This is a genomic window from Neisseria sp. HMSC061B04, from assembly GCF_001836705.1.
In the GTDB taxonomy this organism is placed as follows: domain Bacteria; phylum Pseudomonadota; class Gammaproteobacteria; order Burkholderiales; family Neisseriaceae; genus Neisseria.
This window is the reverse complement of sequence record NZ_KV830179.1, coordinates 1-22,186: the sequence shown is the minus strand read 5'-3', so window position 1 is coordinate 22,186 and position 22,186 is coordinate 1. Positions and strand designations below refer to the sequence as shown.

The window sequence follows — 22,186 nt, the reverse complement described above, 5'->3', positions numbered from 1 at the left end:
GCATAACTGCTAATCTACGTCAGCCCCTTCTTTTTTCAGACGGCCCTGTGAGGATAGGGGCCGTCTGAAACCGCGATTTCCTCAATATGGCTTATGATTTCGCCTTCAACGCCGCCAATCGTTCGGCAATGCGGTTGTTGCGGCTTAAGTCTTCCAGTTCTTTCAGCTTGGCCAACTGCGCCGCATCGGTGCTGCTGTGTACCGAGTTTTGGCGACCCATCACACGGTCGAAGGCATTGCCGCTTTTTTCGGCATCACGGGCGATGCGGTTGAGGTCGCTGCCGCCTGCTGCTTTGCCTGCACCCGCGTTCTGTTGTGCGGCACGCCAGTCTTGCAACTGCTGCTGCATCTCGCGTTTTTTTGCCTGCAGAGCGGCGATAAAGCCTTCGAGTTCTTTTTCTTGTGCGGCACAATCGGCAATGGTGTTTTCCAAGATGGGCAGACGCGCTTCGATGTCCATTTGTTCGGCGATGCCTGCCTCGGCAAGGTCGTCGCGACCGGCATCTACGGCAGCTTGCAGGTTGGCATCGATGGCTTCGTGGCGGTTGCTCTCGTCCGCCATTTTCTTGGCGGCAAGGTGTTTCTGCGCCAACACTTTGCCCAACTCGGCGCGTACTTCGTCCACCGCCCGCTCGATTTCGCGGATGCTCTCGTTCATGACCGCTTCAGGTGCAAGGTTTTCCGCCGCATCAATCAGGGCATGAAAACCGCCGCTTACCAGACGGCCTACTCGGCGGGATAGGGTTTCGCTCATTTGGATTTTCCTTTCACTAAAATGTGTTTGTTTCATTTGGTATGGAGGCAGTCTTAAACTTCATTTGCCTGCTGCACAATCTTTGCCAGTTTCAAAGTGTTTTCAAGCTGTTGCAGCACGCTGTCGTCGTATGCCGCGCCTTTGCCGGTTACGGCGAGCTGCAAGATGCTGTCGGTCAGGCGGACGATGCGCCACATCAGTTCGCGTTCGTATTTTTTCAAATCGTCGAGGTCGGCTTCTTCGGGCAGGTCGGCGGCGAGCGTCGCACCCAAGTCAGGCAATTGTTCAAACAACCTCGCCACGATATGCGAATGCACTCCGGCCTGTTTTTCAGCATGCAAGATTTCGTGTTTTGCCGCTTGGAAAAATTGCTCCTGCGCCGTCAGTGCGGAGCTGTAATCGCGTGTCTGCGTATGCGCCAAGCGCGCCAGCTTCAGCAATTCGCGGATTTTTTCAGACGGCGTATTCGCACCTTCGATTTTGAGTTCGGCAATAAAATCAGCATCTTCCTGAGTGATGCGCACGCTGATTGGGATACGGTTCGTTGCATTCATATTTGTTTGTTTTGATTTGTATTCATTTGAATACAAATATACAAGATGGGATTCTGCGGCGCAATACCTGAAACCGTATATTTATGTAAACATCAGGCCGTCTGAAACTTGATTTTCGGTTTTCAGACGGCCTTTTCCTTTATAATCCGTACATTATTTTCATACACACAGCAGGTTCTCCATGTCCAACAAACCCACACTCCTTCTCGTTGACGGCTCTTCTTATCTTTACCGCGCCTATCATGCTATGGGGCAGAATTTGTCTGCGCCCGACGGTGCGCCGACTGGGGCGATGTATGGCGTATTGAACATGCTACGCCGGCTGCGTGCGGATTATGTGCATGACTATTGCGCGGTGGTGTTTGATGCGAAGGGCAAAAATTTCCGCCACGAGATGTTTCCCGACTATAAGGCGACGCGTCCGCCGATGCCGGACGATTTGCGCCCGCAGGCGGAAGCCTTGCCGGATTTGGTACGCCTGATGGGCTGGCCGGTGCTGGTGATTCCGCAGGTTGAAGCGGACGACGTTATCGGCACTTTGGCTAAGATGGCTAGCGAAGCAGGGTGGAACGTGGTGGTGTCCACCGGCGATAAGGACATGGCGCAGTTGGTGAATGAGCGCGTGACGCTGGTGAACACGATGAGCGGTGAAACGCTGGACATTGAAGGCGTGAAAGAAAAATTCGGCGTGCGTCCCGACCAAATCCGCGATTATCTCGCGCTGATGGGCGACAAGGTGGACAATGTGCCGGGCGTGGAAAAATGCGGCCCGAAAACGGCGGTGAAGTGGCTGGAAGCCTACGGCTCGCTGGCCGGTGTGATGGAACACGCTGGCGAAGTCAAGGGCAAGGTCGGCGAAAACCTGCAAGCCGCGCTGCCTCAACTGCCGCTGTCGTATGATTTGGTGACGATTAAAACCGATGTGGACTTGCACACCGAGCTTTCAGACGGCCTCGAAAGCCTGCGCCGCACTACGCCGAAATGGGCGCAGCTGGTTGTCGATTTTAAACGCTGGGGCTTCCGCACTTGGCTGAAAGAGGCAGAGAGCCGTATGCACGAAGCGCAAAACACAGATTTATTCGGCAGCGAACATATCGGCGAACAAGCCGCATTGGCGATGGAAACACAGCCTGAAAAACAACCCGAACTTGCCCAAGCCCCTGAAAAACTGGATTATCAAGCCATTACCACCGAAGCGCAGTTTGCCGCTTTGTTGGACAAACTGTCGCAGGCGGACAAAATCGGCATCGACACGGAAACCACGTCCCTAGACGCGATGAACGCCGCGCTGGTCGGCATCAGCATCGCGTTCCAAGCTGGCGAAGCGGTTTACATCCCCGTAGGCCACAGCCTGACCGCCGCGCCCGAACAGCTTGATTTGCAAGACGTATTAGGTCGTCTGAAACCGCATTTGGAAAACCCCGCCCTGAAAAAAATCGGGCAAAACCTCAAATACGACCAACACGTTTTCGCCAACTACGGCATCGCCCTGAACGGCATTGCCGGCGACGCCATGCTCGCTTCCTATATCATCGAGAGCCATCTCGGACACGGTTTGGACGAATTGTCCGAACGCTGGCTGGGCTTGGAAACCATTACCTACGAATCGCTGTGCGGCAAAGGCGCGAAACAAATCGGTTTTGCCGACGTCACCATCGGACAGGCAACTGAATACGCTGCCCAAGACGCAGATTTCGCCTTGCGCCTCGAAGCGCACCTGCGCGCGCAGATGGACGCCAAACAGCTTGAAATGTATGAAAAAATGGAGCTGCCCGTCGCGCAGGTATTGTTTGAAATGGAACGCAACGGCGTACAAATTGACCGCGCCGAACTCGCCCGCCAAAGCGCGGAACTCGGCGCCGAGCTAATGAAGCTCGAACAAGAAGCCTACGCCGCCGCAGGCCAGCCGTTTAACCTCAACTCGCCCAAACAGCTGCAAGAAATCCTGTTCGACAAAATGGGCTTCCCCACCAAAGGCCTGAAAAAAACTGCCAAAGGCGGCATTTCCACCAACGAAGCCGTGCTCGAACAGCTCGCGCCCGACTACCCCCTGCCCAAAATCATCCTGCAAAACCGCAGCCTGGCGAAACTCAAATCCACCTACACCGACAAACTGCCCGAAATGATTTCCCCCAAAGACGGCCGCGTGCATACCACCTACGCCCAAGCCGTCGCCATTACCGGCCGCCTCGCCAGCAACAACCCCAACCTGCAAAACATCCCCATCCGCACCGCCGAAGGCCGCCGCGTGCGCCGCGCCTTCACCGCACCGCAAGGCAGCGTCATCGTTTCCGCCGACTATTCCCAAATCGAGCTGCGCATCATGGCGCACCTCTCCGGCGACAAAACCCTGATTACCGCGTTCCAAAACGGCGAAGACGTACACCGCCGCACCGCCGCCGAAGTATTCGGCATCGCCCCCGAAAACGTCTCGTCCGAACAACGCCGCTACGCCAAAACCATCAACTTCGGCCTGATTTACGGCATGGGCCAATACGGCCTCGCCAAATCATTGGGCATCGACAACATCTCCGCCAAAAACTTTATCGACCGCTACTTCGCCCGCTACCCCGGCGTCGCCGAATACATGCAGCGCACCAAAGAACAAGCCGCTGCCCAAGGCTTCGTCGAAACCCTGTTCGGCCGCCGCCTCTACCTGCCCGACATCCACAACAAAAACGCCAACGCCCGCGCCGGAGCCGAACGCGCCGCCATCAACGCCCCCATGCAAGGCACCGCGTCCGACCTCATCAAACGCGCCATGATAGACGTATCCCGCTGGCTTTCAGAGTGCGAAGCCTCCCCGTGGGACTGCCTGAAAAGCAAACTGATTATGCAGGTACATGACGAATTGGTGCTGGAAGTCCCCGAAGCCGAACTGGATTTAGTGAAAGAAAAACTGCCGCAGATGATGGCGAAAGTGGACGAAGGGATGTTGAACGTGCCGCTGGTGGCAGAAGTGGGCGTGGGTATGAATTGGGAAGAGGCGCATTGATTTAATTAATTTATGTAATGCTAAATTTAGATTAAAAGGATTTATATGCAAGAAAATCAAATATATAGAAATTTAAATCCAGATAAAGGTTTGATTTTTAGGATTGTTCATCGTGATAATATTCCATGGATACTGCAAAATGGTCTGTACTGCGGTAACCATCAGATAACATCCCCATCATGGGTATCGATTGGTAATGCAGAATTAATTTCAAGAAGAGCAAATCATCCTGTTCCTTGTGGTAGAAGGGGATTTTTAAATGACTATATCCCTTTCTACTTTACTCCTTTTTCTCCAATGTTGTTAAATATCATATCAGGTCGAGGAGTTATTGCTCGTAGACGTGAAGAAATTGTGATTTTAGTATCTTCTTTGTATCGCGTTGCCGAACAAGGACTTGATTTTGTTTTTACGGATATGCACGCATACTATAATTGGGCAACTTTTTATGAAAGCCTAGAGAATTTGAACCACATCGACTGGTCAATTTTACAAACAAGAGATTTTAGACGTGACGAAAATGACCCACAAAAATTTGAACGATATCAAGCTGAAGCACTGATTTACCAGCATTGTCCCATTTCAGCTTTATCAGGTATTGTTTGTTACGATCAAGATACTGCAGCTGAGATTACACAGCTGGCAACACAGCAGTCTTTAGCTAATTTTAATATTTTTACCCGTCCTAATTGGTATTTCTCATGATTAAATATACAAAAGGAAATTTGTTAAATTCTTCCGCAGAGGCATTGGTTAATACAGTCAATACTGTCGGAGTAATGGGAAAAGGTATTGCATTAATGTTTAAAGAACGTTTTCCAAAGAATATGGCTGAATATACTTATGCTTGCAAGAAAGGACAAGTAATTACAGGAAAAATGTTTGTTACTGAAACAAATGAATTATCTAATCCTAAATGGATCATAAATTTCCCTACTAAGCAGCATTGGCGCAGCCCTTCTCAAATGAAATGGATTGAAGAAGGTCTTCAAGATTTACGTCTTTTCCTCATAAAAAATAATGTGAAATCAGTTGCTATTCCGCCATTAGGTGCTGGAAATGGCGGATTAAATTGGCTAGAAGTTAAACAGAAAATAGAAACAACTCTTTTTGATTTAACAGACATAGATATTTATATTTATGAACCTACCCAAGAATACCAAAATGTTACCAAGACTCAGGGTGTAAAGAAATTAACACCGGAACGAGCCATGATAACTGAATTAATCCGTAGATATTGGATTCTTGGCATGGAGTGTAGCTTGCTAGAAGTACAAAAGCTAGCTTGGTTTTTGCATCGTTCACTTGAAAAACATAATATTAAAAATAATTTAAATTTTGATTTCATCCCTTACAAATATGGGCCATTTTCAAATAAACTAAATCATTTACTTAATGCACTTGATGGTAGCTATTTAAAAGCGGAAAAACGTATCCCTGATTGTGGCCCATTTGATGTTATTTGGTTTGATGAGTCTCAAAAAGAAATTATTTCTGCTTATATAAATAGTGAGGGTAAAAACTATCTTCCTGCATTGCAAGAAGCCTGTGATCTAATTAATGGATTTGAATCTCCTTTTGGGATGGAATTATTAGCCACAACTGATTGGCTACTTTCTACTGGAGTTGAACCAAATGTAGAGTCTATTAAAATAGCCTTAGCCAATTGGCCCACTGGTAAAAAATGGGCAGATAGGAAACAGCGCATCTTCAAAGATAAAGATATAGAATTTGCATTGAGTAATTTATTAAAGTCTTAACTACTTATTTGTAGAAAATGATAGCAGTAAACCTAAGAAGTAGCATGTATGCCTTGAAGCTTATACTTGGTGGCTGAAACTCAAAACACATCCAAGGCCGTCTGAAAATCCCTAAACATTTTCAGACGGCCTTTTCTATTCCGATTCTCTATATTCTATTTGCCGTATGCTTTTATTCTCGGCCTTTTATCTCTTTTTTTCATGAATAATGTTGCCGGTGTTACAATCGGCATATTCTTATTGTTATCAAACAGGTGTTTCATGCAGTTTTTTGGCCTGCTTATTCCTATTATTATCGGCTATTTTGCTGATGAGATGTTCACCGGCGTGATTATTGGGTCGTTGTTTTGGCTGGTTGCTTGGTCGATTGCCAAACAGCGTCAAGAAGAGCGTTTGGCTGAATCTGCTACGGCAGGCGACAGGATGCAGAAGCTGGAGCAGGAAATCGAGCTGCTGAAACGGCGTTTGTCGGTGTTGGAGCATGAGGCTGTCCGTGATGAGGCGAAGGTAGGGCAGGGGCTTGAGGCTCGGGCTGTTGCCGATGTTCAGACGGCCTCTGAGCCGCTTCATGTTCGGGTTGAGCCTGAGGCGGAAGCTGCGCCTGTTAAGCAGAAGATTGAAGAGGCGTTTGCTCCTTCTTTTTCTATACCTATTAATCCTGTTTCTGCCAAGGCTGCTGCTTCGTCTGAGCCTGTTGCGGAAGAAGTTGTCGAGGTGGTTGCTCCGGTTGCTGCTGAACAAGCAGGGTTGCCTAAGGAAGAGGCTGTTGTTGCCGCGATGCCGTCTGAAAGCGAAGAAGCGCCATCGCGTCAATTCGTTATCCATAAAGCTCAGTCGGAAGGCGGAGAGTACAAGTTTTCTGACAATCCGATTGTTGCTTGGTTTTTGCGCGGTAATCCGCTGTTGAAAACCGGTATTGTGGTGCTGTTCCTCGGCTTGGCGTTCCTCTTGCGCTATGCCTCCGAGCGGGTTCATGTGCCGGTGGAGCTGCGTTATCTGACTGTGGCTGGCGCGGGTTTGGCGGCGGTGGTCGGCGGCTGGAAGCTGCAAAGCCGTAAGCGTGAATATGGCTTGGTGTTGCAGGGTTTCGGCGTGGCGGTGATGTATTTGACGGCGTTGGCGGCGTTGAAACTGCATCCGCTGCTGCCTGTGTCGGTCGTGTTCGGGCTGATGGTGGCGATGGTCGTGCTGATGGCGTGGCTGGCGGTAAGGCAGAATGCGCAGATTATGGCGCAGGTTGCTTTAATCGGCGGTATGGCCGCGCCTTTGCTGACTTCAGACGGCAGCGGCAATTATTTGGTGCTGTTTTCTTATCTTGCCCTGCTCAACGGCGGTGTGGCCGCGATTGCGTGGTTTAAGGCATGGCGTCCGCTGAACCTGACGGGTTTTGTCGCTACTTTTGCCATTGCCACGCTGTGGGGCATGCGAAGTTATACGCCGCAACATTTCGCCACTACCGAGCCTTTCTTGATTTACCACTGGCTGCTCTATACCTTTATCGCGTATCTGTTCGCACGCCGTAAGTTGACGGAAAACAGCGAAGACAGCGTTACGCCGATTGCCGACAATGCGACTTTGGAAGAAATCGGCAAGAGTATTTATACACACGGCCTGCGCGTGCATGTCCTCGACCATACTTTATTGTTTGGCACGATGGCGGCGGCGTTCGGCCTGCAATACCGCATGGTGGAGCATTGGCCGTCTGCGGATGCGCTTTCCGCATTGGGTTTTGCCGCTGTTTACGCACTGGCCGCGCTGCTGCTGAAACGTCAGCAGGGGCTGTATATTTTGCGTCAGGCATTTTTTGCGTTGGCGGTGTTGTTCCTCACGATTGCCGTTCCGCTTTATTTTGAACCAAGCAATACAGTTATTTTGTGGAGTGCCGAATCCGCACTGGTTTATTTCTTCGGTTTGCGCCAACAGCGTCCGCATATCCGTTTGGGTGCGCTGATGGTTTATCTCTTGGCGGCACTGATTCAGCTGGGCAATTATCAGAACTTCGGCACCGATACCGTTCTGGAAGGACAGTGGTTTACGACGGTTGTGGTGTTGCTTGGCGGAGCGGTGATTTACTTGCTGTGGTATTTCTCGCGTCGCGAAGGTTCGGCGCAATGGGAAAAATCCGTTCAGACGGCCGTGTTGTCTGCCGCCTTGCTGTACATCTCTATTTTGCCTTTGCTTTTCTTGGCCGACCAAGGCAGCATTGTCGCTCTCTCCGCTTTGGCGGCGGCGTGGGCATTCTGCCGGCGCAAACATGAGCCGAATGTGTTTATCACATTTGCCTTGGGCAATGTATTGTTCGCCCTGTTGCTGCAATCCGGCATTATTTATGAATCCCAAGGCTTCCTGAGCCATCTGTACCTTATTGCCGCTACGCCTTTGCTGTTTGCGGCTGCCTACGCGCTGCAATATCCGCGCGTGCCGGTTGCAAGTGAAAAGCCGGAAGGAAACGAGGTTTACTTTGCGCAGGTTTCAGGCTGGATCATCCTGCTTACAGCGTTGGCAACAGGCAGCTACGCCCTTTATATGCAATGGACAGGCGAGGAAACCCTGTTTATCGAGTTGTGGATGTGGCCGATATTTGCCGGCTTGCTGCTGTTTGCCAAACGTTTGAAATGGGAAGAATTGCTGCAGGCAAACTTGGCATTCCTGCCCGTGTTTGCCCTGCATTTTGTCTTCTACCATACCGAACACGCATGGACAGCCGCCGCAGCCTTGCCGCTTGCCGCCGCTACCGTGTTGAACTTCATCATTCTGAACAATTATCCGCGCCCTGATCTGATTTGGCTGCACAAACTCAATATCACAATACTCGGCATACTTTGGACGCTTTGGACGGCGCTGTATGTCGGCGGCCTTCTCTCCGGCGTTTGGACTCAGCTTTCATGGCTGGTCGTGCCTTTGGCAATGTGGATTGTTTTCCATACGCAGCGCCAACGCGCATTTTTCAGACGGCATCAAGCCATTTATCAGCATTTTGCTATGCCGTTGTGCGCCCTTGCCGCCGCCTGTTGGATGCTGTGGACCAACTTCTCCACGCCGTTCCAACCTTCGCCGTTGCCGTATATTCCCGTGCTTAATCCGGTGGAACTTGCCAGCGCCGGTATGCTTTGGTTTGCCCTGAAATCCCTGCCCGAAGCCTTGCCGCCCGAGCTTCGCCGTACCACGGCAACCACAGTTTCCGCCTTGGCATTTATGCTGATCAGCGCAGGCGTGATGCGCGTATGGCATTTCTACGACGGCATTACTTGGCGTCTCGACATCATGCTCCAATCCTTCGGCCTGCAAGCCAGCCTCTCCGTCGTTTGGGCAGTAACCGCCATCATCTTGATGGTACTCGGCAACCGCCGCAAACAGCGTTCCTACTGGATGACAGGCGCGACGCTGATGGGCATCGTGGTCGTCAAACTCTTCCTGATCGAGCTTTCCAACAGCGGCGGTATCGCGCGCATCGTCTCCTTCATCATCGTCGGCTTGCTGTTGCTTCTGGTCGGCTGGTTTGCCCCCGTTCCGCCCAAAGCAGAGAATGATGGCGAACCTAAAGCCTAATCATTAACTTCAAATAAAAAGGCCGTCTGAAAAAGCAGCGTTATCTGTTTTCAGACGGCCTTTATTTTTTAGAAGGTGCCATCTGCTTTGTTCTGGAATGACTAATCGTATTGAGTTATGATGCCTTTTAATATATAAATGGATAAGCCGTAGGCCGTCTGAAAAAAGCAAACGGGTGCAACCCGAATATCCGCATACCACGCATAATGCGCCCGACAGACTGACCATGGGCGGACACATAAAGATAAAAACCGCTACCGAAGGAAATAGAAAATGCCTAACCGCAATGAGCTTCCCTTAATTTATTCTTGTTCCGGATGTTCCGATGTGGCGCAGCTGGCCAACAACACAGCCGTAGCGCTCGACCATGCCGGAGAATTTGAAATGTCGTGCATTTCCGGCGTGGGCGGCAAAGTCGCGCCGTTGGTACGCAAAGCGCAGTCCGGACGGCCGATGTTGGTTATTGACGGCTGTCATCTGCATTGCGCCAAATCGTGTTTGGAAAATGTGGGCGTCGAAATCCCGGAAGGGCATCATGTAAAACTATACGAACTGGGCTACAAAAAACGCTTTGGCAAAAGCTATGACGAGGCTACGGTAGAAGAAGTTTATCAATATGTTTTGACGAAGAAGGGCGATGTATTGAGCAGTTAACGATCTTTAATAACAAAAAATTTAATCAAGAGGAAACAATCCATGGAACAATTATTTATTCCCGGCAGTATTATTGCCGATTATTTTTATATCGGCCTTTTCCTGCTGGTTGCCGCGTCTTTGATTGCGGGCTATGTCGATGCTATTGCGGGCGGAGCAGGGCTGATTTTGATTCCTGCATTTTTGATGGTAGGTTTACCGCCTCAGGTCGCGTTGGCACAGGAAAAATTGGTGAGTACCATCGGTACGGTGGCTGCGATTAAAAATTTTATGAAGAGCAGTTCGATCGTATGGCATATTGTGCCGGTTGGCATTGTTGCGGCTTTAATTGGGGCATTTGTCGGTGCAAAAGTCATTTTGATTCTTCCGGTGGAAACCATCAATTACATTATTCTTGCGTTTTTGCCCATAGGCTTGTTGGCAACTTTGTTTAAAGGTGTTTTGCTGAAAAAAGAAGACGAGCGTGGTGAAATAAAAAAATCCGTTATTGCCGTATTTTTAACTTGTCTGATTGTTGGTTTTTATGACGGTTTTTTTGGCCCGGGTACAGGTAGTATTTTCATCATTGCTTTGTTTGTCATTAACAAATTGTCGTTGTTGCAGGCTTCGGCTACTTCCAAGATTTTCAATTTTGCTTCTAACATCGGGGCATTTGTTGCCTTCTTGATAGCAGGGAAAATGGCGTTCCTAATCGGAATCCCGATGATTTTGGCAAATTTGTTGGGCAACCATTTTGGCAGCCTCCATGCTATTAATTCAAACGGAGAAGTTATTCGTAAGGTTTTGGTTGTAACGGTTTTGCTGATTATCGTTTCAATGGCATATAAGGCTTTTTCGGCTTAATAGATAGATGTTAAAAGGCCGTCTGAAAATTTTTCAGACGGCCTTTATCATTCCAAGTCTTCTAATTTCTAAATCTCCTCCAATTTTGCAAACTTGGTGTCCAGCTCTTTTACGCCCTGTTTGCCGAAGTTGATGGTCAGTCGGGCGGATTCGCCTTTGTCCACGGCATCGATGATGACGCCGGTGCCGAATTTGGCGTGGCGGACGTTTTGGCCGATGCGGAAGCCTGCGTAGGTTTGCGGCTGTTTGTAGTCATCGATGATTTTGTCTTTGGATGCGACGGTTTGGCGCGGGCTGCCGTAGCTGTCGTAGGCGGTTTTTTTGACGGACAGGTAGTGCAATACTTCGGGCGGGATTTCTTCGACGAAGCGGGAGACGATGCCGAATTGGGTTTGTCCGTGCAGCATGCGTTGTTGCGCCATGGTGATGTAGAGGCGTTTGCGGGCGCGGGTGATGGCGACGTACATGAGGCGGCGTTCTTCTTCGAGGCCGCCGCGTTCGGCAAGGCTCATTTCGCTGGGAAAGCGGCCTTCTTCCATGCCGGTGAGGAAAACGGCGTTAAATTCCAAGCCTTTGGAGGCGTGGACGGTCATCAGTTGGACGGCTTTTTCACCTGCGCCTGCTTGGTTTTCGCCGGATTCGAGGGCGGCGTTGCTGAGGAAGGCAAGGATGGGGAAGGCGGGGTCGTCTGAAATGTTGTCGGGCAGGGTTTCAAAGTTGCTGTCTTCGGGTTTGAACTCGATGGCGGCGTTGACGAGTTCGTCGAGGTTGTCGAGGCGGTCTTGGTTGTCGCCTTTTTGGGTTCGGTAGTGTTCGGTCAGACCGCTGTCTTTGAGGATGCCGACGATGATTTCGGACAGGGGCATTTGTCCGACTTGGTTGCGCAGGGCTTCAATCAGGCGGACGAAGGCGGCGATTTTGGTGGCTTTTGCGCCGGCATTGCAGGCTGCCTGCCAAAGGGTGATGCCTTGTTCGTTTGAGGCCGTCTGAAGGTTTTCGATGGTGCGTGCGCCGATACCGCGCGGTGGGAAGTTGATGACGCGCAAGAGGGCGTTGTCGTCGTCGGGATTGACGGCAAGGCGCAGGTAGGCGAGGGCGTGTTTGATTTCTTGGCGTTCGTAAAAGCGCAGGCCGCCGTAGATTTTGTAGGGGATGCCGCTGCGGAACAGGCTTTGTTCGATGACGCGCGATTGGGCGTTGCTGCGGTAGAGGACGGCGATTTCGTCCAAATCCCAGCCTTCGAGTTCGAGGGCTTTGGTTTCGTCCACGATGAATTGGGCTTCTTCGAGGTCGGTAAAGGCGGAGTAGTAGCGGATTTTGTCGCCTGCTTCGGCGTCGGTGCGCAGGTTTTTGCCGAGGCGTTCGTCGTTGTTTTCGATGACGGCGTTGGCGGCGGCGAGGATGTTGCCGACGGAGCGGTAGTTTTGTTCGAGTTTGACGGGTGCGTCGATGTGGAATTCTTCCATCAGCGCGGTCATGTTGCCGACGTGCGCGCCGCGGAACCGGTAGATGCTTTGGTCGTCGTCGCCGACGGCAAATACTGCTGTGTTGTTGCCGGCAATCAGTTTCAGCCAGGCGTATTGCAGTTTGTTGGTGTCTTGGAACTCGTCGACCAGAATGTGGTTGAAGCGGTTTTGGTAGTGTTGGCGCAGGATTTCGTTGTTTTGCAGCATTTCGTAGCTGCGCAGCATGAGTTCGGCAAAATCGACCACGCCTTCGCGTTGGCAGATTTTGTCGTATTCGGCGTAGCACTCAATCATGCGGCGCGTGTGCGGATCGGGCGCGCTCAATACGGAAGCGCGCAAACCGGATTCTTTTTGCGCGTTGATAAAGCCTTGCAGCGAACGCGGTGCGATGATTTCTTCGGCGATGTTGAGGTTTTTGAGCAGGCGTTTGATCAGGGAAAGCTGGTCGCCGCTGTCGAGGATTTGGAAGGAAGACGGCAGGCCTGCGTCGCGGTGGTGCAGGCGCAAAAAGCGGTGGCACAAGCCATGGAACGTGCCGAGCCACATGGCGCGGACGTTGACGGGAATCATCGCGCCCAAACGGGTTTGCATTTCTTTGGCGGCTTTGTTGGTAAACGTTACCGCCATAATGCTGTGTACGCTGGTTTGCCCGCTTTGCAAAAGCCATGCGATGCGTGTGGTCAGTACGCGCGTTTTGCCGCTGCCCGCGCCCGCCAAAACGAGGGCGGATTGCGGCGGCCAGGTTACGGCGGAGAGTTGTTCGGGGTTTAAGCCTTGCAGGAGGTTGGGGGCGGATTCGTTGGGAAACATGAAGAGGCCGTCTGAAAATAAATGGGAATGCGATATTTTAAAGGAAATACAAAAGGCCGTCTGAAAAGATATTTCAGACGGCCTTTGTGTTGGAAGCCGATTAGAACGGACGTACTTCCAAACCGAACATACGGCGTGCGGTGTTCAGCATTTGGCAGCTGAAGCCCCACTCGTTGTCGTACCATGCGAACACTTTAACCATTTTGCCTTCGGTTACTTTGGTCAGCGTAGAGTCGAATGTGCTGGCTTGGGTGGTGTGGTTGAAGTCCATAGAAACCAGCGGCAGGGTGTTGTAACCCAAAACGCCTTTCAGACGGCCTTCTTCGGAAGCGGCTTTCATCAGCGCGTTGATTTCTTCGACAGAAGTCTCGCGGCTTGCTTGGAAGCTCAGGTCAACCAGGGAAACGTTGACGGTCGGTACGCGGATGGCGAGGCCGTCGAGTTTGCCTTTCAGGGCAGGCAATACCAAGCCGACGGCTTTTGCTGCGCCGGTTTTGGTCGGAATCATGTTTTCCACGCCGCTACGCGCACGGCGCAGGTCTTTGTGGCGTACGTCGGTGACGGTTTGGTCGTTGGTCAGCGCGTGGATGGTGGTCATCACGCCGTTTACGATGCCGATGTTTTCGTTCAACACTTTGGCCACGGGCGCCAGGCAGTTGGTGGTACAGGAGGCATTGGAGATAACGGTCATGTCGCCGGTAATCACGTCGTCGTTTACGCCGTAAACGATGGTTGCGTCAACATCATCGCCACCAGGAGCGGAAATCAGCACTTTTTTCGCGCCGCTTTCCAAGTGGATTTTGGCTTTCTCTTTGCTGGTGAACGCGCCGGTACATTCCATGACCAGGTCAACGCCCAATTCGCCCCATGGCAATTCGGCAGGATTGCGGGTGGAGAAGTAAGGGATTTTTTTACCGTTGATGATGAGGTGTTTTTCATCATGGGAAACATCGGCGTCAAAGCGGCCGTGAACAGTGTCAAATTTGGTCAGGTGGGCGTTGGTCTCGATGCTGCCGCTGGCGTTGATGGCAACGATGTCGAGTTGGTCTTGCAGTTTGTAGTCGAAAATAGCGCGCACTACTTGGCGGCCGATGCGGCCGTAACCGTTGATGGCAACTTTGATACCCATGGCTTTTCCTCTTCTTTTGGGTTTGGGTTGTGGATTGAATGGCGGCAATTATAGCAAAAATGTAGTGCTGTGTAATTAATGTTTTATTGAAATTTTTTGATTTGATTATTTTTGATTGTAGATGATTAGAGTAGAAGTACGGGTTTAAAATTGATTTTATATTGGGTTTTTTGTTATTTTATTTTTTATTCATTTTATTTTTGATATTTTATGCTTATTTTAAATGATGGTGATGATGGGCGCAGAAAAAGGCGGATTGTTTTTGTTTATATTAAACGGAATTTTGGGACGGTTTCTTGATTACAACATGCAACAGTGAAATTTTCAGACGGCCCGGATTGGACGGAGGAAAACAGGCCGTCTGAAACATTTTGATGACGGGGGGATTTGAATGCGTTGGGTTGCCGCTTTTCCTTACGGGATAAGGGGAAGGCGGTTTGCGGCGAGGGCGGTTGTCAGTGGGAAGGGGAGGGAAAAACGGGGTTTGGGTGTTGCGTTTGGCTTGTATATAAAGAAGTGTATGAAGATTTTAGTCGTAGTGCATGAAGATTTTCCTTGCGATTTTAATGCAATACTGACTTGCCAACAGTGTTAAATTTTTTTACGATAAGGTCAGATTATGTTTGCATGGCCATAAGCGGTGCATTCTTTAAATACCGGATATTATCCTTGTCCGAATATCTATTTTAACCGACCGCTTTGTCCGGCCTGATTTCTAAATATATACGTGCAAGGCCGGGAGGCCTTGACGACACTCGATTTTTAAGAGGTTCATTGTGTCAAATTCTCAATCCAGCGAACGCGCGACGTTTAGCAGTCGCCGTGCCTTTATGTTTGCCGCCATCGGCTCGGCCGTGGGCTTAGGCAACATTTGGCGTTTCCCTTACATCGCCTTCGACAACGGCGGCGGTGCTTTCGTCCTCCCTTATTTGGTTGCGCTGTTGACGGCGGGTATTCCGCTGTTGCTGCTCGACTATGCCATCGGCCACCGTTACCGCGGTTCGCCTCCTTTGGCCTTCCGCCGCCTCGGCCGTTGGTTTGAGCCGGTGGGTTGGTGGAACTTCCTGACCAACGTCATCATCTGTATCTACTACGCCGTGATTGTCGGCTGGGCGGCAAGCTATGCCTATTATTCTTTGACTTCGGCATGGGGTGCGGATCCGCAGACCTTCTTCTTCAAAGACTTCCTACAAATGGCCGATGCCAAAGACTTGGGCTTGGACTTTGTCGGCAAAGTAGCTGGTCCGCTGATTGCCGTGTGGGTGTTTACGCTGGCGATTATGGCTTTGGGCGTGCAAAAAGGCGTGGCCGGTGCGTCCACATTCTTCATGCCTTTGTTGGTAGTGATGTTTGTCATCATGGTGGGCATCGCCCTGACCCTGCCGGGCGCGGCAAAAGGTTTGGACGCTTTGTTTACGCCTGACTGGAGCCGCTTGGCGGATCCGAAAGTCTGGGTAGCCGCATATGGCCAGATCTTCTTCTCGCTCTCCATCTGCTTCGGCATCATGATTACTTATTCTTCTTACCTGAAGAAAAAAACCGACTTGGGCGGCACCGGCTTGGTTGTCGGCTTTGCCAACAGCAGCTTCGAGTTGCTCGCCGGTATTGGCGTATTCGCAGCATTGGGCTTTATGGCTCAAGCCGCAGGCAAAGAAGTCAGCGAAGTGGCATCCAACGGTATCGGCTTGGCGTTTATCGCGTTCCCGACCATTATCAACCAAGCGCCGATGGGCGCATTGATCGGCGTGTTGTTCTTCGGCTCGCTGGTGTTTGCGGGGGTAACTTCTATGATTTCCATCGTTGAAGTGATTGTGGCCGCAATTCAAGACAAAATGAACATCGGCCGTGTCAGCGCAACGCTGATTGCAGGCGTGCCAATGGCGATTATTTCTACCTTGCTGTTCGGTACGACCACCGGCCTGCCTGTGTTGGACGTATTGGACAAATTCATCAATACTTACGGCATTGTGGCTTCCGGTTTTGTTTACGTTTTGGCGATTGTTTTGTTGCGCAAGCTGCCCGAACTGCGCAATCACTTGAACGCGCTGTCTTCCATCCGTGTCGGTAAAGTGTGGACAGCCAGCGTGGTAGTTACCGTCGCTATGCTCGGCTATATGCTTTATCAAGATACTGCCGGCCTCTTAAAAGAGAATTACAGCGGCTATCCTGACAGCTTCCTCAATATCTTCGGCTGGGGCATGGTAGGCGCTCTCTTGGTATTGTCTGTCTTGCTGTCATTCTTGCCGTGGAAACACGGTCAGGGCTTCAACGTCAAAGACGAACATGAACACGAACGTGAAGGAGACGAATAATGAGTACTTCAGCCATTATTATGATGCTTGTCGCATTGATCGTCATTTGGGGCGGATTCATCGTCTCCGTCCTGCGCCTGCCTAAAGAATAAGGCTTGGGCAAATGAAAGGGCCGTCTGAAAGTCATTTTTCAGACGGCCTTTTTGTTACATAGCAAGGGGACGGAAGAGGGGAAATCATCTTGGTAGACGGCATGGGTGAGATTTTTAATTATGGATGACCGGGTATGATGTATAAATTATATCTATTTGTTTTAAAAAGATTTTAATCCAATTATCGTGTTAATAAACCGTTGTTCCCTTCAATCGTTGCCCACTGTTTTCTTTGTTCTAGAATAGAGTCCGCAATGCCTTTTATGAGGCATTATGTACAGTATCCGTTTATTTGTTAAGGAGAATTTCATGGCTAAAGTACATCAACCAAGTAAAGAAAGTGATTCTGAAGATTTTGTTATTCGCCTCGATCCGCGCGAGTGGGACGGTACTTTTTCAGGAGAAGGCAAAGGTCCTAATGACGGTTATGATGATGACCATATCATCCGCCTTGATCCGCGTGAGTGGGAAGGTTTTGAGCCTGCACAGCCGGCCGCGAAGCCGATATTGGAATCCAAAGCTTTTGATGGCGATGAACTTTTGAGCCGTGTGTTTGGTGAGGCTGATCCTCTTGATTCTTCTGCCGGTCTTTCCTCAGACAATGCGACCTATTCAAGCAATGGTACAGGTTCATCTGCGTTGGATACCATTCATGATTTAGCAGAGGCTTCTATTTTTAAACTGTAATCGTTCCATAATATAAAAGGCCGTCTGAAACCGATATGTGTTTCAGACGGCCTTTTTGTGTATGGTCATCGGGACGAAGCCTAACTCATCATCCAAATTACCAAATGCACCATGGTCGGGCCAAACAATACCATAAACAGTCCGGCCAAAATCATGGTCAGACTCGCCATGACGCCTTCGGTTTCGTGGCGTTGTCCGGCGCGCGATGTGCCGAAGCCGTGGGCGGCATTGCCGAATGCCACGCCGTTGGCGGTGTGGAAACGGATGCGGGTAAAGGCCAAAAACAGGTCGCCGAATATCATGCCGACAAAGCCGGTGATGATGGTGAACAGGGAAACGAGCGAGGCTGAACCGTGGATTTCGCTGGCGAGGACGACGGCAAACGGCGTGGAGATGGAACGCGCCATCAGGCTGTTGGTTATTTCGTTGTTGAAGTGGAACATATGGCTCATGAGGAATGCGCTGACTACGCCGACAAACATGCCCACCATAATGGCGATGGAGAGGATGGGCAGTTGGCGGCGGATGACTTCGCGGTTTTCATAAATGGGGACGGCAAAGGCAACGGTAACCGGAGTGAGCAGGAAGACGATGCCTTGGGTATATTTATGGTAGGTGTCGTAATTGACGCCGAATGCCAGCAACAGGAGGATGGTGCTGACGGAGACGGTAACGACGGGGGAGAAAATCATTAAGGGTTTTTTGCGGTGGATTTTTTTGGCAACGACATAGGCAAAGCAAGTCCAGATGAAGCAGGCGAGGGCGGTGTAGTCCATTTTTATTCTCTATTTTTAGGAGTGGAGTTTTTTGTAGAGACGGCGTTTCCAGCGGTAGCAGAAATCGAGGGTCAGGGCGGTGCTGATCATCACGAGCGCGGTGCCGACGGCAATGGTCAAAATCAGCTGCCAGCCTTCGGACATCAGCAGGTCTTGATATTGCAAGACGGAAACCATGATGGGGATGAAGAAAAAGACGAGTTCGCCCAATGCCCATTTTGCGCCGCGGTCAACCATGCCCGGGCGGATGATGCCGAGCCCCAAAAGGGCGAGCATGAGGAACAAGCCCAATACGCCTGAAGAAATAGGCAGATGCGTGAAGCGGACGATAAGGTCGGAGACGCCCCATACTGCGCCGATGATGGCAAGCTGCAAGGCCGTCTGAAAAAATCTGGTGAGGGAATCCATGATATGGGTGTGTGTTGAATGAAAGGCTTGATTATAGAAACCTGGTTTCTGCATAATATGAATTATTAAACGAATAATCATGCCTTAGAGGAATAATGGATTTCAAAAGCCTGTATTGTTTTGCCGAACTCATCCGCCTGCAAAGTTTTTCGGCCACGGCTTCCGCGTTGAATTTGACGCAGCCGACGGTCAGCAAAATCATTCAGGCTTTGGAAGAAGAATTGGGCGTGCCGCTTTTGTGCAAAGAAAACGGACGCAAAAAGCGGCAGGTGCAGCCGACCGCAATCGGCGAAGAAGTCTATCGCCACGCGTTAAACCTTTTACACGAACGCGATTTGCTGCTGGCCCGCATTGACGATTACCGCCATGTCAAAAGCGGGACGCTGCGTTTGGGCTTGGCTTTGTTTGGCAGCGATTTGCTCAGTCATGCGCTGTTTGATTTCCACCAAAAATGGCCGGACATCGAATTGTCGTTTTTGGAACAAGGCTCGCTCGCCATCGAGCAATCCTTGCGCAACAACGAACTCGATGCCGGACAGCTGCTCGCGCCGGTTCACGAAGACTTCGACAGCATCACGTTGTGCGACTATCCGCTGGTGGTCTTGATGCCGAAAAATCGGGCAAGACACGATGCGCTGACGCTCAAAAGCCTGCAACACGAGCCCTTCATCCTGTTCGGCGCCGGCTTTTCCCTCAACGAAACCATTCAGACGGCCTGCCGCAATCAAGGTTTTACGCCCAACGTTGTCTGCCGTACCGGACAATGGAATTTGGTTGCCGACATGGTGGCGCACAATATGGGCATTGCCCTACTGCCCGAATACTATGCCCGAAAAATCAATCCCGATGTCTTTGCCGCCATTCCTTTGGTCGAACCCGAAATCCGCTGGCAGCTCACCATGGCATGGAAAAAACACCAACGCCCGACGCCGGCCTTAAGGGCTTGGTTGGACGTGGTCAGGGAAGCGTTTGGAAGGCGAAACAAATAAAATCAAATCATCAGGCCGTCTGAAAAAAAAGGTATTGCCATCACCCGGTTTCAGACGGCCTTTCCCGTTAAAAATGGTAAAACGGCCTAAAAAAGAGTAGAATATGCACCGTTTACAACTCTGCGCCTCTCAGCAGGCTCGAATTATGGACCTTCCCAGTTCGCCTTTGAACTTCCCATCAGACACACAACAACCATAATCATCCCGCCGAAATGCCTCCCCGCGTCCGGCGGGCGGAGCATTTATGAGCATCGAACAAACCCCTCCGAATCTCGACCATACCCCCGACAATGAAGCGGTGGAAGACCGCATTTCTGACGATCGCATCTCTGACGATATCGACCGCATCCACGCCTTATGTGAAATCCTCGAGCCGTCCTTCGAACAAATCGAAGCAGGCGTGCCGATTGAAGACGAAAGCCTGCGCGACAAGTTCACCGAGCTGACCGTCCTCTTGGCCGAGCTGCACCCTGCCGACGTGGCCGCCGTCTTGGAATCCCTGCCGCCGCGCGAGCGTAACATCGTCTGGCTTTTGGTTGCCCCGGAAGACGACGGCGAAGTGTTGCTGGAAGTATCCGACGCCGTACGCGAAACGCTGATCGAGTCCATGGACAAAGACGAGCTGTTGGCCGCCGTCGATGATTTGGACGCAGACGAATTGGCAGAGCTGGCAGACGACCTGCCGCACCAAGTGGTGTACGAAGCGCTGCAAACGCGTGATGAAGAAGAACGCGAGCAGGTCAAAGCGGCGATGTCTTACGAAGACAACCAAGTCGGCGCGATTATGGACTTTGAATTGGTCAGCATCCGCGCCGATGTGGCGTGTGAAGTCGTATTGCGCTACTTGCGCCGTTTCGACAGCCTGCCCGACCATACCGACAAGATTTTCGTGGTCGATGAAAACGACGTGTTGCAAGGCGTGCTGCCCATCCGCAAACTTTTGGTCGCCGACCCCGAAGACATGGTGGCGGACGTGATGGCCACCGAAGTCGTGCGCTTCCGTCCGGAAGACGACGTGGAAGAAGCGGCGCAGGCGTTTGAACGCTATGACTTGGTAACTGCGCCGGTTGTCGATGAAAACAAAAAGCTGATCGGCAGGATCACCATTGACGAAATGGTGGACGTGATCCGCGAAGAATCGGAAGCGGATATGTTGAACATGGCGGGTTTGCAGGAAGAGGAAGACTTGTTCGCGCCCGTTTGGGATTCGGTGAAAAACCGCTGGATGTGGCTCGCCATCAACCTGTGTACCGCCTTTATCGCCAGCCGCGTAATTGGCGCATTTGAAGGCAGTATCGAGAAAATCGTCGCGCTGGCCGCGCTGATGCCCATCGTCGCCGGTATCGGCGGCAACTCCGGCAACCAAACCATCACCATGATCGTCCGCGCCATGGCGATGGGGCAAATGACCAGCACACAGGCAGGCCGCCTGTTGAAAAAAGAAATCAGCGTCGCCCTCGTCAACGGCATTATTTGGGGCACGGTCATGGGCGTGATTTCATGGCTGCTCTATGGCAACATCGGCATCGGTTTGGTCATGGTGGCCGCGATGACCTTGAACCTTTTGCTTGCCGCGACCGTCGGCGTCCTTATCCCCGTCATGATGGACAAAGCCGGACGCGACCCGGCATTGGGCAGCTCGGTGCTGATTACCGCGGTTACCGACTCCGGCGGCTTCCTGATTTTCTTGGGATTAGCAACCATGTTCCTGTTGTAATAGGAAAAAAAGGACGTGTTCGATACGTCCTTTTCAAACCGTTTAAAAGGCCGTCTGAAATTTCAATTTTCAGACGGCCTTTGCTGTTTTTTAAAGCTTTACATCATGAGGGCGTTTAGTTTTGGGGCTGACGTAGATTAGCCCCTTGTTTAAAGCGAAGTCAGAAAAGTCAGAAATCCCAATATCACGCCGACTGCGTTGGGTATAATCAGAATCCAGTCTTTCCGGGGTTCTTTGCTCCAACCGTACAAAACCCAAATCAGACAGGATACTGCTGCAAACAGGGGTTGCCACGGCTGCGCCTTTGCCCCTTGCATATTGGCGATAATTTGGGGGATATAGGCGACAAATACGAAAATACCTATTGCCGCTCCTATGCTGCCGACAACGGTATTGAATTTTGCTTTGCTTATCATGCTGGTAAGTCTCCTTTTAATATGAAAATCGAGGCGGTAGATAATATGGGCAGGCTGACTCAGCCGAGGGAACAGCCGCAGCCGCAATGATGTTCGTGGCCTTGGCCATGTTCGTCCGAATCTTCGGCAAGCAGGGCTTCGTAGTCGCCGCTTTCAATCAGGCTAACCAGTTCTGCCGGACTTTCCGCACCTTCTACCTAGTCGCAGGATAAATAACTCTATTCTACTGCAAAATATGTATGTCATCAGCCATCATTTGGCCTTGGCTGCCGATG

General features: G+C 50.9%; 18 protein-coding genes. 11 read left to right on the top strand and 7 right to left on the bottom strand.

Annotated elements, in window-relative coordinates; all coding sequences use genetic code 11:
- Positions 1-91: 91 nt before the first annotated feature.
- Together HMPREF2661_RS02790 and HMPREF2661_RS02785 are read right to left on the bottom strand one after the other, a co-directional pair.
- Positions 92-754 carry a PspA/IM30 family protein gene (locus tag HMPREF2661_RS02790; protein WP_070822283.1) on the bottom strand — a complete coding sequence of 221 codons (663 nt, stop codon included), beginning with the start codon at positions 752-754 and terminating at the stop codon, positions 92-94.
- A 53-nt stretch (positions 755-807) separates the two neighbouring features.
- Positions 808-1,308, bottom strand: coding sequence for a hypothetical protein (locus HMPREF2661_RS02785; protein WP_004518995.1), 501 nt, complete (start codon positions 1,306-1,308; stop codon positions 808-810).
- Positions 1,309-1,489: 181 nt separating this feature from the next.
- Here HMPREF2661_RS02785 and polA point away from each other — a divergent pair, with 181 nt between their 5' ends.
- From polA to HMPREF2661_RS02755, 6 genes are all read left to right on the top strand, one after another.
- The gene (gene polA / locus HMPREF2661_RS02780) at positions 1,490-4,303 is read left to right on the top strand and encodes a DNA polymerase I (protein WP_070822282.1); all 2,814 of its coding nucleotides are present in this window, start codon (positions 1,490-1,492) and stop codon (positions 4,301-4,303) included.
- A 45-nt stretch (positions 4,304-4,348) separates the two neighbouring features.
- Positions 4,349-5,008 carry a type II toxin-antitoxin system toxin DNA ADP-ribosyl transferase DarT gene (locus tag HMPREF2661_RS02775; protein WP_070822281.1) on the top strand — a complete coding sequence of 220 codons (660 nt, stop codon included), beginning with the start codon at positions 4,349-4,351 and terminating at the stop codon, positions 5,006-5,008.
- Complete coding sequence (locus HMPREF2661_RS02770) at positions 5,005-6,063, top strand: type II toxin-antitoxin system antitoxin DNA ADP-ribosyl glycohydrolase DarG (protein WP_070822280.1); 1,059 nt, start codon at positions 5,005-5,007, stop codon at positions 6,061-6,063. Before HMPREF2661_RS02775 ends, HMPREF2661_RS02770 begins: the two co-directional genes overlap by 4 nt.
- A 261-nt stretch (positions 6,064-6,324) precedes the next feature.
- Positions 6,325-9,612 carry a DUF2339 domain-containing protein gene (locus tag HMPREF2661_RS02765; RefSeq protein ID WP_141759988.1) on the top strand — a complete coding sequence of 1,096 codons (3,288 nt, stop codon included), beginning with the start codon at positions 6,325-6,327 and terminating at the stop codon, positions 9,610-9,612.
- 273 nt (positions 9,613-9,885) lie between these two features.
- On the top strand, positions 9,886-10,266 hold the full coding sequence (locus HMPREF2661_RS02760; RefSeq protein ID WP_003748129.1) for a putative zinc-binding protein: 381 nt from the start codon (positions 9,886-9,888) through the stop codon (positions 10,264-10,266).
- Positions 10,267-10,308: 42 nt separating this feature from the next.
- Positions 10,309-11,109 (top strand): sulfite exporter TauE/SafE family protein, encoded by an 801-nt coding sequence (locus HMPREF2661_RS02755; protein ID WP_049323093.1) that lies wholly within the window; start codon positions 10,309-10,311, stop codon positions 11,107-11,109.
- A 68-nt stretch (positions 11,110-11,177) separates the two neighbouring features.
- Here HMPREF2661_RS02755 and uvrD read toward each other — a convergent pair whose 3' ends face one another.
- Together uvrD and gap are read right to left on the bottom strand one after the other, a co-directional pair.
- Positions 11,178-13,385 carry a DNA helicase II gene (gene uvrD / locus HMPREF2661_RS02750; RefSeq protein ID WP_070822278.1) on the bottom strand — a complete coding sequence of 736 codons (2,208 nt, stop codon included), beginning with the start codon at positions 13,383-13,385 and terminating at the stop codon, positions 11,178-11,180.
- 100 nt (positions 13,386-13,485) lie between these two features.
- Positions 13,486-14,514, bottom strand: coding sequence for a type I glyceraldehyde-3-phosphate dehydrogenase (gene gap, locus HMPREF2661_RS02745; RefSeq protein ID WP_003748138.1), 1,029 nt, complete (start codon positions 14,512-14,514; stop codon positions 13,486-13,488).
- Positions 14,515-15,290: 776 nt separating this feature from the next.
- Here gap and HMPREF2661_RS02735 point away from each other — a divergent pair.
- The 3 genes from HMPREF2661_RS02735 to HMPREF2661_RS02730 all read left to right on the top strand — a co-directional run bounded on the left by HMPREF2661_RS02735 (position 15,291) and on the right by HMPREF2661_RS02730 (position 17,605).
- A complete protein-coding gene (locus HMPREF2661_RS02735; RefSeq protein WP_081948050.1) occupies positions 15,291-16,826 on the top strand; it encodes a sodium-dependent transporter in 1,536 nt (511 codons plus the stop codon).
- On the top strand, positions 16,826-16,918 hold the full coding sequence (locus HMPREF2661_RS11135) for a methionine/alanine import family NSS transporter small subunit (protein WP_036472778.1): 93 nt from the start codon (positions 16,826-16,828) through the stop codon (positions 16,916-16,918). The genes HMPREF2661_RS02735 and HMPREF2661_RS11135 overlap by 1 nt, the downstream gene beginning before the upstream one ends.
- 309 nt (positions 16,919-17,227) lie before the next feature.
- The gene (locus tag HMPREF2661_RS02730; protein ID WP_036493933.1) at positions 17,228-17,605 is read left to right on the top strand and encodes a hypothetical protein; all 378 of its coding nucleotides are present in this window, start codon (positions 17,228-17,230) and stop codon (positions 17,603-17,605) included.
- Positions 17,606-17,685: 80 nt separating this feature from the next.
- Here HMPREF2661_RS02730 and HMPREF2661_RS02725 read toward each other — a convergent pair whose 3' ends face one another.
- Positions 17,686-18,381 carry an LrgB family protein gene (locus HMPREF2661_RS02725; protein ID WP_070822277.1) on the bottom strand — a complete coding sequence of 232 codons (696 nt, stop codon included), beginning with the start codon at positions 18,379-18,381 and terminating at the stop codon, positions 17,686-17,688.
- 15 nt (positions 18,382-18,396) lie between these two features.
- Positions 18,397-18,870: a CidA/LrgA family protein gene (locus HMPREF2661_RS02720; RefSeq protein WP_003748145.1), complete on the bottom strand. Its 474-nt coding sequence runs from the start codon at positions 18,868-18,870 to the stop codon at positions 18,397-18,399.
- 14 nt (positions 18,871-18,884) lie between these two features.
- Between HMPREF2661_RS02720 and HMPREF2661_RS02715 the strand changes: the two genes are divergently transcribed.
- Positions 18,885-19,778 (top strand): LysR family transcriptional regulator, encoded by an 894-nt coding sequence (locus tag HMPREF2661_RS02715; RefSeq protein ID WP_003748147.1) that lies wholly within the window; start codon positions 18,885-18,887, stop codon positions 19,776-19,778.
- Between the two features lie 244 nt (positions 19,779-20,022).
- Positions 20,023-21,495 (top strand): magnesium transporter, encoded by a 1,473-nt coding sequence (gene mgtE, locus HMPREF2661_RS02710; protein WP_049322214.1) that lies wholly within the window; start codon positions 20,023-20,025, stop codon positions 21,493-21,495.
- Between the two features lie 149 nt (positions 21,496-21,644).
- On the opposite strand, the gene HMPREF2661_RS02705 is transcribed toward mgtE, so the two are convergent.
- Entirely contained in the window at positions 21,645-21,911 is a 267-nt protein-coding gene (locus HMPREF2661_RS02705; protein ID WP_004518970.1) for a SemiSWEET family transporter, read from the bottom strand.
- Positions 21,912-22,186 lie beyond the last annotated feature (275 nt).